This is a genomic window from Sporosarcina sp. P19 (assembly GCF_002743165.1).
GTDB classification, from domain to species: Bacteria; Bacillota; Bacilli; order Bacillales_A; family Planococcaceae; genus Sporosarcina; species Sporosarcina ureae.
Map to the genome: position 1 here is coordinate 1 of NZ_PDYR01000021.1, position 13,270 is coordinate 13,270.

Genomic DNA, 13,270 nt, shown 5'->3' on the forward strand with positions numbered 1-13,270 from the left:
AATTGTAAGGGATTGGCGCGTAGGAGGGGCGACTCCTAGAGGATCAGCTCGACAGGTGAGACAACTAAAGGGAGCGCAGCGACCTAGTTGGCTCACCGCGAGCCCTCAGGAACGCGTCCCCTCCGAAGCGCAAATCCCCACTCCAACAGCCTGCTAGCCTAGTCTCTACAGCTATCCTAAACAAAAAAGCCATCTCAGAAGCCGTAACGTTACGGTTCCTGAGATGGCTCCATATTACTTAAGCCAATCCGCAAGCGAATTCAGCAAATAAGTTGGTTGCTGCGCCTTCTTCAGCACTTCTTCCATAGGCGTGACCCCTGTTGCGACATACGCCGTATCAATACCATAGCGAATACCCGCCATAATATCCGTATCGTAATTATCGCCAATCAAAATCATGTCTTCTTTCTCGTACATCCCTTGCTGTCGGATAAACTCCAACATATGCGGCTCTGGTTTTCCTACGATGAGCGGCTTTGTATCAGTCGCCACTTCCATCAATTTAAGGAAAGAACCGTTGGCTGGAACTAATCCTGTTTCAGTCGGGAATTTGATGTCTGAATTGGTACCTAAGAAATGAGCACCGTTACGTATCGCTAAACAAGCATCCGCGAGTTTATTGTATGTAACCTGACGATCAAGTCCCATTAAAACGACATCAGGATTCGTCGTGGTGATATGGATATTCTCAAGTTCTAGCGCTTCACGCAATCCTTCTTCACCAATCATCATGACATGCGCACCTTCAAAATGCTGTTTGCAATAACGGGCCAATGTCGTAGCAGAATTCATGATGAAATCCACTTCTGTATTCACACCAAAATCCGCTAGTTTCTTCTGTTGAGCAGTACGTGTCAGAGCCGCGTTATTCGTAATAAAATACGTTCCTTTACCTTCAGCTTGACACGCTGCAACGAAATCTACAGCTTCTTGAATAGGTTCACTACCGCGATACATCGTGCCGTCCAAATCGAAGCAATAAGCTTTATAGTGTCTCATCGTTCAGTCGGAAGAAACGCTGAGACTGGGCCTAATTCATTGGTTAAGTAATCTCGAACTTGTCCCGGGAATTGTTGTAGTTCGTTACGTGTCTCGCGAATTGATAGTACTACTTTATCTGAATCGACTTCCACGAATTGGCGGACAATCATTGGACGTAGTGAAATGAATGCTTTTAAAGGAAGAGCTTGCTCAGGTTGAATGACTTTTTCATCTTCAAGAATGTCGATAATATCGTCGTAACTTCCCGGATCACGCATGATGAATCCGTCGATCATAGAATTCCCTACATCAATGATTCCTTCAATCAAGCCATGCGCAATTCGCTCTACAGCTAGCTTATTTACATCGCTTTGTAGCCAGTTTGTTTCCTTTTCAAAAATATCGAGTAACTGCTCCATATACACTAACGTTTTATTAATTTGATTTTGATCTACAAAATACATAATGTTCTTCCTCCTCATATACTTCATACTTCTATCTTACCATATTTATTGCAAAACGAATGAAAGCTCCGAGCAATTTTGCTCGAAGCTTTCATTTTTATTGTTCCTCTTTTGGAGTAGATGTTCTTTCAGGATTTACTTCCTCTACAACTTCCACTTCTTTTGGCTCCGGTTGTACTTTTCCGATCTTTTTCAAGATGAAATACGCACAACCGAAATTACAGTATTCATAAATATAATCTTGGACGGTACTGATTTTTGTTTCATATGTGGATTTGGAATTACGATCTTCAAAAAAGCCTTTTAATCGTAATTGACCATACCCCCAGTCACCCAAAATAAAGTCATACTTTAACAGTACTTCGCTAAAGCGTTCATTCAAGGCTTCTTCATCGAAACCATCGCGAAACTCTTCTGCAATTTCATACTGCATATTCTCTAAAATAACCATTCTCTGCTTCACTTCCATTTAACTGCTCGCTTGTCCTTCAAGTTTCAGCAGTTCGTCACCTTGGCGCTGTCTCTCTTTAGCCGAAGCATTAACTTGCTCGTCTGCATGGTAGCTTGAACGCACAAGCGGCCCCGCCTCACAATGGGAGAATCCTTTAGTCATTGCAATTTTACGCAATTCACCAAACTCATCGGGCGAATAATATTTTACTACTTTAGCGTGTTTTTTTGTTGGTTGCAAGTATTGACCAATTGTCATGATGTCTACGTCGTGTGCACGCAGATCATCCATAGTCTCAATAATTTCTTCTACTGTTTCTCCAAGTCCAACCATTAATGAAGACTTCGTCGGGATTTCAGGATACATTTCTTTTGCACGTTGGAGTAATTCAAGTGAACGATCATATGTTGCACGTGCACGAATTCTTGGCGTTAGACGGCGTACGGTTTCGATATTATGATTTAAAATATCTGGTTTTGCATCCATCAAACGTTGCAAGTTTTCTTTATCTCCACCCATATCCGAAGGTAGTACTTCAATAGTAGTAAATGGGTTTTTTCTGCGTATCGCACGAATGGTTTCCGCGAAAATAGCAGATCCTCCGTCTTTCAAATCATCGCGTGCTACGGCAGTGACCACAGCATGTTTCAAATTCATCAATTCAACTGATTCCGCTACGCGTTCCGGTTCAGCGGTGTCAAGTTCATTAGGTAAACCTGTTTTTACTGCACAGAAACGACATGCACGCGTACACACAGCACCTAGGATCATAAAGGTAGCTGTACGTCGCTCGCCCCAGCACTCATGAATGTTCGGGCAACGTGCTTCTTCACATACTGTATTCAAGTTTTTCTCGCGCATTAATTTCTTTAAACCTGTATAGTTCTCGTTGGTATTTAGCTTAATTTTCAGCCAATCCGGCTTTCTAATATGCTCAGATTTTCTTCCTGTCTCAGGTTTGCATGACAACGCTACCGACTCCATTCTGTTGATAGATTCTACTCATGTCAATGTAACATAAATTCAGATAACCTTCAATTATAGTTGACACACATTGCAAGCAATTAGGTAAGCGAGTAGAAATTTGGAATATGGTGACTGATTTTGGATTTCCGTTGCAGCGGTGGATGATTTTTTTATACATGTGGCATTGACCCCTTCCTTTGCTTAAGCATCCTCCTGCAGCGCCGATCAACGGTGCACTCCCCTTTCCCAAATAGTAATTCACAACAAAAAAACACTTGCAACCAACTATCTGGCTGCAAGTGTACATCGTTTACTGTTCGGTTTTGAATTTCTTTTTGAACTTACTGAGGATCGTAGCATAAAAGATGCTAATAAATAGACCGCCCCAGATGATCGTTACGCCGAGTAGCATCATGAGGATGGCAGAACCGCTCATTCCTGTATCCATTTATAGCCCCCCTTTATTTTCATCATAATCTGATGTAATTCTTGTGTTGTCTTTCCATTTTAGTGATGTGAAAACGATCGACATGACAAACGCACCAATTGCAACCGGCCATCCAATTGTCCATAAGAACGATGTTGGATATCCTTCATAGTTTTCTGCAATATTGTCTTTAATTAGGAAGAATAACATAGTTCCCAATACTAGCGGTGTGATGAATGATAACGATACTTTCCACCACCAGCCAAGACGAATATCTGATACTGCATTGGCATGTTGCTCGAACAGTCCAAGTTTTCTGAACACCCAAGCTAGTAAGATGACCTCGACCAGACCGATGACTGCGATACCGAATTGGTTAATGAAGTAATCCGCCACGTCCAAGAAGTATAAACCGCCATTCGTTGCATACAGCATGGAGATGACTGCTGACAGTCCGACTCCGATCGTAACTGAACGACGTCTTGACATGTTAAACTTGTCTGACATACCCGCGATGTACGTTTCACAAATCGAGATGAGTGATGTAATTCCGGCAAGCGTCAGTGACAGGAAGAAGAATGCACCGAACAGTCCATTTAACCCTGGCATTTGATTAATAATTTCAGGGAATACGACGAACGCAAGCCCTACACCTGCAGTAGCTACGTCTGCTACATCTACTCCTTGATTAGTTGCCATGAATCCTAATACTGCGAAGACTCCGATACCTGCCAGTAACTCAACAGAAGAGTTGGCGAAGCCTGTAATAAAGGCGTTATTTGTAATATCTGATTTCTTCGGTAAGTAACTAGAATACGTGATCATGATAGCAAACGCGATTGATAAACTGAAGAAGATATGTCCGTACGCTGCAACCCATACACGCGGGTTGAGTAACTTATCGACATCAGGTTTAAAGAATGCATCTAGTCCTACCATGGCTCCATCCAGTGTGATTGCACGGATGACGACGAATAAGAAGAGTAAGAAAAGTACAGGTATAAATATCCGGTTCGCCAACTCAATCCCTTTCTTGACTCCACCAAGTAGTATGATGTAACAAATGACCCAGACGAGCAGTAATGGCAATGCCACGCCACCTACGAGTCCTCCAACTTCCCCAGGATTATCCGCTAAGTTCAGGACGTCGCCGAAGAAGAATGCTTCTGGATCTTTCCCCCATGATAAGCCGAATGAATAGACCGTATATTTCATGGCCCATGCAATGATGACAGCATAGTAGGTAGAAATGACGAAGGATACAAAGATTCCCCACCAGCCTAGAAACTCCGTCTTTTTCCCATTCAGACGGAAAAATGAAAGCGGAGCTGATCCACGATATTTATGACCAATCGTGAATTCCATGATAAGAATCGGAATACCTGCCGTTAAAAGTGCAAATAAGTACGGGATAAAAAATGCACCGCCGCCATTTTCATACGCTACATAAGGAAAGCGCCAAATGTTCCCAAGTCCAATAGCTGATCCGACTGCAGCCAGTATAAAACCTGCTCTCGTTCCCCACTGTGAACGATTTTCCATACAACTCACCTCTTTTTTTGTTATTTTACAAAACTTTCACCATTCAATTTATTCTGATAATTGTAGTTCCGTATATTTAGTATAAACAGCCCAATTAGAGATGTCAAAACAAATTTAGACTAAGAATGAAGTAATTATCACTCTTAGTCTAAATGGTAAACTATGCTATTTGTCCTGCTCGTTGCTTTCCTTTTGCACTCAAGTACGTAAATAAAACTATTAAGGTAATAATAACAGCTACTAAGCCGATCCAGACAGACCCAGTCAGCCCGAGAACGATGTACCCTATTACTGCTACACTAGCTGCGACCAACGCATAAGGCAACTGTGTGGCTACGTGATCCATATGGTTACAGCCTGCTCCAGTAGAAGACAGGATCGTCGTATCAGATATCGGTGAACAGTGATCTCCGAATACCGCACCTGCAAGTACCGCCGACAATGCTGGTAATAGTAACTCTGGAGCCGCATTGACCATGATCGTACCTGCTATCGGCATTAAGATACCGAAAGATCCCCACGAAGTACCCGTCGAGAACGCCATTAATCCTGCTAATACGAAGATCAGTACTGGAAGGAAAGTGACGGGAATATTCATTCGTTCTACCATCGTAGAAAGGAATAGACCTGTATCTAGGGAAGCTATTAAGTCAGTCAATCCCCAAGCGAAGATTAAGATGAGAATTGCAGGCATCATCGCCTTGACTCCACTAATAAACGCGCGTCCCATCCATGAAACACTTGCTGTTTCGTTCTTTTTCATTTGTAGAATATATAACAACATAGCTAGCAATGTAGCCGTTACACCACCAATTACCAACGAAAACGGTACATCGGTATTTTCAAAAATAGCCCAAATATCGAAAACGCCCGCTTCTTTATAGCCTGTATAAATCATCATACCAAGCGTTACCGCAATCAACGTTACGATCGGTGCAACTAAATCGCGAACTTTTCCGTACGTATGCTCAGGGAATTCTTCTTTCAGCTGACCTGGGATTTCTTTATTTTGGTCATAAAGTTCGCCTTCAAACATAGCACGATCTTCATGCTTCTTCATTTCAAAGAAGTCATTATTCGTCCAAGCGAAGAAGAAGACCATGGACAATGTGGCAATAACATAGAAGTTCATCGGCGCCATCATGACGAAAGCAGTTAATGGTGAATAGCTGACCGCTGCTGTCGTACCTAGAATAAGTGCAAGTTGTCCAATCAAGAACGCGCCCCAACTAGAGATGGGTGATACGACACAGATGGGTGCTGATGTAGAGTCAATGAAATACGCTAATTTCGCCCGAGAGATCTTGTGCTGATCCGTAATCGGTCTTGCAATCTGTCCAACTGCCAAGGAATTGAAATAGTCATCCACAAAAATGGCAATTCCAAGTCCCATCGTCAACAGCTTCGCTCCACGTTTTGTACGGATACGAGTGACTGCCCAACGTGCAAATGCGGCGCTTCCTCCAGATAGACTGACGAATGCCGTAATGACACCTAATAATAATAGAAATAACATAATAAATATATTGTATGTATTGAGTCCTCCATCATAAAATGAAACTGTCATGGCCCTCCATACACCTTTTAATGTCTCTAACGGAGCAAAGTTCGCTAAAAGTAAAGCGGCTGTAACAATTCCTGCTCCTAATGATAATAATACTCTCCTCGTCGCTAACACCATCACGATGGCGATAATAGGAGGCAAAATAGAGATCCACGATCCGATCATTGTAATTCCTCCTCTTTCTAGTTGCTAGATGATATCGAAATGCAGAAGATCTTTCGAAGAGTGGAAAGCCCATAATATCCTGTAATTCCTTAATTTCCCGATAAAAAAGCCGCCCCCACAGGCACTAACATGTGTGTAGGGGTCGGCCAACCAATTCATCAAGCAATACATGAATAAATCGCAGTACAATTGGCTACTGTAGCTCTCCATACATTTATCAGTGTATGACAGTGTCATTCCTTTTCGAAATGACCCCAACTTGAGAAGCGGACTCTTCTCAAACTTCGGCATTGCCTCCTTTCGCTCGCGGTCATAGATGTCACTCTCTCGCTAGGTACTCATAAACAATGCAGCCTCTACGTAAGTCTCGATATTCTTCTATTCTCAGTGTAGCAATAATCGACAGCGTTCACAATACCTTTTACTCCTTCTTCTCAAGCGGAACTTCGATTTGTGCTGGCGTTTGCTCTCCTTTCGAATAAATTTGTGGTACCTTCCCTCTAATCAAACCAATCGCAATCGGTATTTTCTGCTCTATAACACTTCTACTTGTTGCTAGCGGAACAATAATCTGCACATTGACTTGTAACATTAAATACACTTCTACATAAGCATTATTGATGCCAAATTCACGAATATCTGTTTCTACTGTCGCGTGCACATCTCCAACGACATGGAAGCGAATAGGAATTTTCGGTCCCAAGTTACCGAGCAACGGGATATTCGCCGCTTGCCCAATCGGAACGAAAAATACAATACCTTGTTCTTTTTCCATCCGATCGGGATTATACTCGAGATCTCCGAGTGGCGGTAACATATCCAAGTCTCCGCCTTCTGCACGCTCTAAATGATTTTCTACGAGCTGATGAATTTCTGACATGACCTGGCTAATGATTTCTGCGTTAAACTTGGTCGTCACCGTATCTGTCGTATCATCGGGGACGTTTTCGATAATTTCATTGACATCGTACACACTGGTAGACCGATTATTAATGGCTTGACTGATGACGTGGCTGGCTATTTTTTGCGTTTGTACTTCAGCATATTGTGTGTAGATTGGCGTTAACTGTTTGTTGACCGTATAGAAAAATATCGCCACACCCACCAAAATGCTCGGGATGACAAAGCGCAGTACGATTTTGCCATAATTATTTCTCTTTGGCCGTTTTTGATTCGTATAAAACCGCATAAAAAACGCCTCCTACTTCACATTATGCAAAATAGGAGGCGTACATAACTAGCGTTCATTGAAATATTTTCTTCCATACCAACCGAGAATATCGCGAAGCATTTCTGGCATGATATATTCCTTCTTCGCTTCTTTTAGTATTGGATAGAAAAAGCCAAACGTGAACATATCAAGTGTTGCCAACGTATACATCTCACCTGGCTCCACCAAACGGTTTCCCGCGAATAATTGTCCGTCATTGTTACGGTATAAGTGCTCATGTATCATGCTGCCCATCAGTGTGCCGCGAAAACCTAGACCTTTTATCGGAAGTTTTGTCCACTTTGGATCAAGTGACTGCTCGTAGACCGTCAATAAATCAGTACCATCCAAATGAATAAGGCACGGATTGATTGGATGAGGTAATAAGGAGTGCAAATCCCCTTTTGTCACCCAACCTTTATCTAAACTACCAAGGAAAATTCCTGCGTTGAATAACGCGCAGTCGGCATCCAGATACGTCAGTAACGCACGGCCAAAAAGCGAGGATAATGGACTGTCTCCTGTAAGACGCTGTGATAAAGGTGAAGGATTGTAAAACACTGGCACTTGCAACGTTTCTTCTCCTTTAGCAAATAAGGAATTCACTTCTTCCATATCTTCTTCTGTCATTTCCATGAGCTGTGTTGGAAAAACTTCTGCTTTCATATGAACGACTTGACCTGTCATACGGTCTACATCGATTTGGACATGACCGACATAATGACCGAACTTCTCTGCTGCCGCAAGTAGCGTGTCGTCAATCCACTCGCCATTTGGCAACAAATGATGCGTATGTGCGCCTAAAATAACATCGATCTCTGGGCATTGCGCAGCCAATAGACGATCTTCATTGATTCCTAAGTGAGAGAGACAAACGATGACATCGCATTGGGTACGCAAGTTTCGTGCCACCTCCTGCAACGCTGCGTGCGGTTCAGCTACGCTCCAGCCGAGTTGGTCATAAAAGGCGTAGTATGGTGCTGTGGCACCTATGACACCGATACGCACACCATCTGTGGTCTCAAATACTTTAGACATCTTCGCCCAGTATGGCAGCTTACCGTCTAATTCTGTCAGATTGCAGAGCACTACATCAAATTTTGCATCTTCATATACTATATTCAGCGCTTCCTTAGACATGGTGATTCCTTCATTATTTCCAATTGTCACTGCGTCGTATCCTGCTTTATTTAATAATTCGATATTTCCTTTACCTTCTGTTCCTTCGGTAAACGGATGAGATCGGTCAATATGGTCTCCTATATCAAATAAAAAATAACACTCTCCATCGGCTTCAGCTTGTTGCTTGCGCTGCTGAAGAAAGTGATGGATTTGCGGCCAATTTTCGAAATGACTATGGATGTCATTCGTATGATAAATGTGAATCGTCTCTACCGTTTCTTCCATATTTGTCAACCCCAAATCCCCTCATAGATGGAACGTAGTCCAAAGACGAGTAAAATGATGCGTATGACTAAAACTAATGTATCGGATTTCATTTTGCTGTTTAAATAGGCTCCAAGCATTCCACCGAAATAGGCTCCTGGCACGACAGGAATCGTATAGAGCCACGGCACATGACCGAGTGAAATATGCGAAATCGAGTTGACGAGTGCGGATAAAAACACCATAAGCATCGATGTCGCGACCGCTACGTGCGGTGGGAACAAGAATAATAAAATCATAGCTGGCACGATCATCGTACCGCCACCGATTCCGAATAACCCCGACGTAAATCCGATAAATAATGCTAATAGGATGGCGAACCAAATCGGGTATCCATAAATATGCGTTTGACCTTGAGGGTCCGTAAATTTAATCTTTTTCCCATTGTCTACAAACCATCTAATCGGCTTCAAATATTTTCTCGTTAGTAACAGTGTAGATAAAACTATGAGCAATATGCCAAAATATAAATTAAATGATTGCAAACTTACGTTTTTATTAACCAACGCACCGATTACGATACCTGGTATACTTGCAGTGAAAAATAGAAATGCACTGCGATAATCAATCGTCCTCACTTTCATATAGGACAGTGTCGATCCAAGTCCATTCGCAATCATCATAATGACCGACAAGCCCACTACACTTTGCGGAGTAATATCTGGAATCATCCCAAGATTTAATCCGACAAATAACGTGACAGGGACCAGAATTGTTCCGCCGCCAAGACCGGCAATCGAACCGATAATGCCGGAGGCCAAACCAATTAAGGCGAGTGCTACAAATTCCATTACTGATCCCCCTCAAATAAATCCATCTGCTTAGTGAGAGGCTGACCGTATTCTATGTTGAGTAGTCCTGCAAATTGTTTGGCGTTCTTCGCTGCATGCTGACCGGAGTTATTATTAAAGATGACAAACACTTCTTCAGCCTGTTTCTCCAGATGTTTAACGATTTCACTCATACTCTCTAACTCTTTTTCATTATAATCATACAGATAGCGAACTTTACGCCACGCTTTACTATCCCCCATCGTATTGACCCAACCTTTATCATTGCGCCCGTGGAGACGTAATAAAACTTTCTGGTCAGTCGCAATCGGAACTAGCGGCACACTTCCATCCCCTACTTGTGGCTCATCACAGACCACATGGATGACATGTAAGCTCTTCAGAAAATTGAGTGTTTTCTCTTTATACGCTGGAGAATACCATGTTTGATTACGAAATTCTACTGCAATTGGCAACGGCTGTAATTGTTCATGCACATAGCGAATGCGGTCCACGTTTTCCTTCTTGCAATCAAACCAAGGTGGAAACTGCACAAGTACCATCGCAAGCTTTCCCGCCTCAACAAACGACGTCAGCGACAGCTTAAACAATGAGAACATCTCTTCTTCAGAATCATACGGGATCTTCCCACGCTGATGGCCCGTGATGCCCTGATACGCTTTCACTACAAATTGGAAATTTGCGGGCGTTTCCTCTGTCCACTTATCCATTACTTTCTTTGATTGTATCGCATAAAACGTCGAATCCAACTCAACAATTGGAAAGTGTTTACTATAATCTATAAGTTTTTTATTCGCAACTGTATTCTCATTATATAGGCTTGGATGGTCTCCCCACCCTGTCAGGCCAACATGGATCATGAAAAGCCCTCCTCCTTTTATCTTTAGCTTAGTGTATCATATCTTATGTATTTTCGGAAAAATCGTACTCTCTAACTCGGTTTTAGTATTTTCAATATTGAGCTTAATCATATCGATATCATTTCCAAATAAAAAAGCGTCTCGAGAAATGATTCCCGAAACGCTACGTCTATAATTAACCTTGCCACGCGCTCATTCCACCGCGTACATTCGTTACCTTCACGAATCCTGCTTTTTTCAACTGGCCTGCCGCATTCGAACTGCGCATGCCGCTTTGACAGATCACAATGACTTCTTGATCTTTCTTCAACGTTCCCATTTTATTCGAAAGCACATTCAATGGGATATTCTTAAATTGCTTTATATGGCGTCCTTTATATTCAGCCGGTGAACGTACATCGATCAACTGGACGTTTTGATCTTTAAGTCTATCTTTTAATTGTTCAGTCGAAATTGTTTGCACACCTTTTGCAGGCTTCAATCGCCAAACTACTAAGCCGACGAGAAGTGCTATGATGATCCATCCCATATGTGGCGCCTCCTATTGGTGAGTCCATTCTATGATGACGAGAATGATACCCATCACCGCAAATGCTATATTGCCGATACAAAAGCGCGGAAATAATTTCTTTTCCATATCTTCTGCTGATTGGATTGTGCAGCTTCGGTTGAATAACATTTGTTTGAATTTATTCATGCGTCCAGTGCAGCGTGAATACTTGCTGGATCAAAGCCAATAATCCATTTACCATTCAACTGTGTTTGTGGAACACCCATCTGTCCTGTTATTTCCATCAGTCGCTCTCCCTCTGCAGGATTTGTAGAAACATTGATCGTTTCATAAGGTACATGGATTTCATCTAGATAATTCGTCATCATTGTGCAATAAGGACAAGTAGATGATACATATACGGTTGCTTTTTCAGACATGTAAAAAACTCCTTTCTGTTCGTTTATATATTGATTATATACCCCTATAGGTATAAAATCAACGAATTGATTTAGCATTAGGATGGCATTTTTCTTTTATGAAATGTATTAAAACAGAAGTCTTTAAGAATAAGTCGGATATTTATGCGCTCAAGTCTCATGTCGATGTCCTACATACAGAAACGTCAGATATGAAAAAGAGATAGCAACTGACTAATAAGCGCTTGTCTTCTATTGAAAGTAAACAGGACATTATGTGCCAGCAAACTAGTTCTTTATCGAAAACACATAACAAAACTCTCTCCTTATTTGAACAACTCCAATCAGATGTAGAATTCACCTATCAAGAGATCGCGATAAATGATTTAAAACCAATCGCATGGAAACATATTCTATTCACAACCACTTATGGGCAAATAAAAAACAAGCGTGTCTGAATAGACATACTTGTTTTTCATTTACATTATCTGCTCGCTGTGTTCACTCTATCTCCTACCAACTTATTTTTTGCCTCATTATATTGCTGTGCTAATTGTGCGACATAATCTTTTGTAGGTTGTACTTTATCGATAATACCAATTCCTTGACCACAGCCCCAAATATCTTTCCAAGCTTTTTGACCTGTATCTCCACCGAAGTTCATTTTACTTGGATCACTTTCCGGCAAGTTATCCGGATCTAAACCCGAAGCTCGGATGGACGTAGCTAAATAATTTCCGTGTACTCCTGTGAAATAATTACTGTACACAATATCATCCGAAGTTGCGTCTAAAATTGCCTGTTTATATTCTTCAACTGCCCTTGCTTCTTCAGTGGCAATGAATGGCGACCCGATGTACGCAAAGTCTGCACCCATTGCTTCAGCTGCCAACACGCTTCCGCCTGTTGCTATAGAACCTCCAAGTGCTAGTGGTCCATCAAACCATTCCCGAATTTCTTGAATGAGCGCAAATGGACTTTTCGGACCCGCGTGCCCTCCTGCTCCTGCCGCTATCGCGATTAAACCATCTGCCCCTTTTTCAATTGCTTTTTTCGCGAACATATTATTGATGACATCATGCAAAACAATTCCACCGTAACTATGCGCAGCCTCATAGACGTCTTCTCTCGCACCTAGCGAAGTAATAATGATGGGAACTTTATATTTCACACAAAGCGCCATATCTTCTTGCAATCGTTCATTGGATCGATGAACGATTTGGTTGATCGCAAATGGTGCAGCTGGTTTCGTAGGATTCTTTGCATTATAATCTGCTAACGCTTCTGTAATCTCGATCAACCACTCTTCGAATTGTGCAACCGGTCTTGCGTTCAGAGATGGCATAGAACCGATTACTCCTGCTTTACACTGCTCAATCACCGTCTTAGGATTACTAATAATGAACATCGGGGAGGCAATCACCGGAAGACTCATACTCTTTTTCAATTCTACTACATTCATCATACACACTCTCCTTTTATCGTAAGCGCTTT

Annotated in this window: 14 protein-coding genes and 1 riboswitch; all 14 genes read right to left on the minus strand. The window is 42.0% G+C overall.

Features of this window, described 5'->3' with window-relative positions:
- Positions 1 to 234: 234 nt before the first annotated feature.
- The 14 genes from CSV74_RS15520 to CSV74_RS15585 all read right to left on the minus strand — a co-directional run bounded on the left by CSV74_RS15520 (position 235) and on the right by CSV74_RS15585 (position 13,241).
- Positions 235 to 999, minus strand: coding sequence for a TIGR01457 family HAD-type hydrolase (locus CSV74_RS15520; RefSeq protein WP_099692357.1), 765 nt, complete (start codon positions 997 to 999; stop codon positions 235 to 237).
- Entirely contained in the window at positions 996 to 1,445 is a 450-nt protein-coding gene (locus CSV74_RS15525) for a DUF86 domain-containing protein (protein ID WP_099692358.1), read from the minus strand. The genes CSV74_RS15520 and CSV74_RS15525 overlap by 4 nt, the downstream gene beginning before the upstream one ends.
- A gap of 97 nt (positions 1,446 to 1,542) precedes the next feature.
- Positions 1,543 to 1,896, minus strand: a complete 354-nt coding sequence (locus CSV74_RS15530; RefSeq protein WP_099692376.1) for a YutD family protein — start codon at positions 1,894 to 1,896, stop codon at positions 1,543 to 1,545.
- An 18-nt stretch (positions 1,897 to 1,914) separates the two neighbouring features.
- Positions 1,915 to 2,880: a lipoyl synthase gene (gene lipA / locus CSV74_RS15535; RefSeq protein WP_083032970.1), complete on the minus strand. Its 966-nt coding sequence runs from the start codon at positions 2,878 to 2,880 to the stop codon at positions 1,915 to 1,917.
- Between the two features lie 292 nt (positions 2,881 to 3,172).
- A complete protein-coding gene (locus CSV74_RS16545; RefSeq protein WP_232321250.1) occupies positions 3,173 to 3,310 on the minus strand; it encodes a methionine/alanine import family NSS transporter small subunit in 138 nt (45 codons plus the stop codon).
- Entirely contained in the window at positions 3,311 to 4,831 is a 1,521-nt protein-coding gene (locus tag CSV74_RS15540; RefSeq protein WP_099692359.1) for a sodium-dependent transporter, read from the minus strand.
- 160 nt (positions 4,832 to 4,991) lie between these two features.
- On the minus strand, positions 4,992 to 6,560 hold the full coding sequence (locus CSV74_RS15545) for a Na+/H+ antiporter NhaC family protein (protein WP_099692360.1): 1,569 nt from the start codon (positions 6,558 to 6,560) through the stop codon (positions 4,992 to 4,994).
- 191 nt (positions 6,561 to 6,751) lie between these two features.
- Positions 6,752 to 6,927, minus strand: a riboswitch (Lysine riboswitch).
- Between the two features lie 54 nt (positions 6,928 to 6,981).
- A complete protein-coding gene (gene yunB / locus CSV74_RS15555; RefSeq protein WP_029054435.1) occupies positions 6,982 to 7,749 on the minus strand; it encodes a sporulation protein YunB in 768 nt (255 codons plus the stop codon).
- 48 nt (positions 7,750 to 7,797) lie between these two features.
- Positions 7,798 to 9,177, minus strand: coding sequence for a bifunctional metallophosphatase/5'-nucleotidase (locus CSV74_RS15560; RefSeq protein WP_233190995.1), 1,380 nt, complete (start codon positions 9,175 to 9,177; stop codon positions 7,798 to 7,800).
- A gap of 5 nt (positions 9,178 to 9,182) precedes the next feature.
- The gene (locus CSV74_RS15565; RefSeq protein WP_099692362.1) at positions 9,183 to 10,007 is read right to left on the minus strand and encodes a sulfite exporter TauE/SafE family protein; all 825 of its coding nucleotides are present in this window, start codon (positions 10,005 to 10,007) and stop codon (positions 9,183 to 9,185) included.
- On the minus strand, positions 10,007 to 10,867 hold the full coding sequence (locus CSV74_RS15570; protein WP_099692363.1) for a DUF72 domain-containing protein: 861 nt from the start codon (positions 10,865 to 10,867) through the stop codon (positions 10,007 to 10,009). The genes CSV74_RS15565 and CSV74_RS15570 overlap by 1 nt, the downstream gene beginning before the upstream one ends.
- A 175-nt stretch (positions 10,868 to 11,042) precedes the next feature.
- Positions 11,043 to 11,396 (minus strand): rhodanese-like domain-containing protein, encoded by a 354-nt coding sequence (locus tag CSV74_RS15575; RefSeq protein WP_099692364.1) that lies wholly within the window; start codon positions 11,394 to 11,396, stop codon positions 11,043 to 11,045.
- Between the two features lie 164 nt (positions 11,397 to 11,560).
- Positions 11,561 to 11,797 (minus strand): glutaredoxin family protein, encoded by a 237-nt coding sequence (locus CSV74_RS15580; RefSeq protein WP_029054440.1) that lies wholly within the window; start codon positions 11,795 to 11,797, stop codon positions 11,561 to 11,563.
- 463 nt (positions 11,798 to 12,260) lie between these two features.
- Complete coding sequence (locus CSV74_RS15585; protein WP_099692365.1) at positions 12,261 to 13,241, minus strand: NAD(P)H-dependent flavin oxidoreductase; 981 nt, start codon at positions 13,239 to 13,241, stop codon at positions 12,261 to 12,263.
- Positions 13,242 to 13,270: the final 29 nt, after the last annotated feature.

Excerpts from the sequence above, each read along its gene's own strand:
- CSV74_RS15520 (WP_099692357.1), bottom strand. The coding sequence starts at position 999 with ATGAGACACTATAAAGCTTATTGCTTCGATTTGGACGGCACGATGTAT.
- CSV74_RS15560 (WP_233190995.1), bottom strand. The coding sequence starts at position 9,177 with ATGGAAGAAACGGTAGAGACGATTCACATTTATCATACGAATGACATC.
- yunB (WP_029054435.1), bottom strand. The coding sequence starts at position 7,749 with ATGCGGTTTTATACGAATCAAAAACGGCCAAAGAGAAATAATTATGGC.
- CSV74_RS15530 (WP_099692376.1), bottom strand. The coding sequence starts at position 1,896 with ATGGTTATTTTAGAGAATATGCAGTATGAAATTGCAGAAGAGTTTCGC.
- CSV74_RS15545 (WP_099692360.1), bottom strand. The coding sequence starts at position 6,560 with ATGATCGGATCGTGGATCTCTATTTTGCCTCCTATTATCGCCATCGTG.
- CSV74_RS15580 (WP_029054440.1), bottom strand. The coding sequence starts at position 11,797 with ATGTCTGAAAAAGCAACCGTATATGTATCATCTACTTGTCCTTATTGC.
- CSV74_RS16545 (WP_232321250.1), bottom strand. The coding sequence starts at position 3,310 with ATGGATACAGGAATGAGCGGTTCTGCCATCCTCATGATGCTACTCGGC.
- CSV74_RS15540 (WP_099692359.1), bottom strand. The coding sequence starts at position 4,831 with ATGGAAAATCGTTCACAGTGGGGAACGAGAGCAGGTTTTATACTGGCT.
- CSV74_RS15525 (WP_099692358.1), bottom strand. The coding sequence starts at position 1,445 with ATGTATTTTGTAGATCAAAATCAAATTAATAAAACGTTAGTGTATATG.
- CSV74_RS15585 (WP_099692365.1), bottom strand. The coding sequence starts at position 13,241 with ATGATGAATGTAGTAGAATTGAAAAAGAGTATGAGTCTTCCGGTGATT.
- CSV74_RS15565 (WP_099692362.1), bottom strand. The coding sequence starts at position 10,007 with ATGGAATTTGTAGCACTCGCCTTAATTGGTTTGGCCTCCGGCATTATC.
- lipA (WP_083032970.1), bottom strand. The coding sequence starts at position 2,880 with ATGGAGTCGGTAGCGTTGTCATGCAAACCTGAGACAGGAAGAAAATCT.
- CSV74_RS15570 (WP_099692363.1), bottom strand. The coding sequence starts at position 10,867 with ATGATCCATGTTGGCCTGACAGGGTGGGGAGACCATCCAAGCCTATAT.
- CSV74_RS15575 (WP_099692364.1), bottom strand. The coding sequence starts at position 11,396 with ATGGGATGGATCATCATAGCACTTCTCGTCGGCTTAGTAGTTTGGCGA.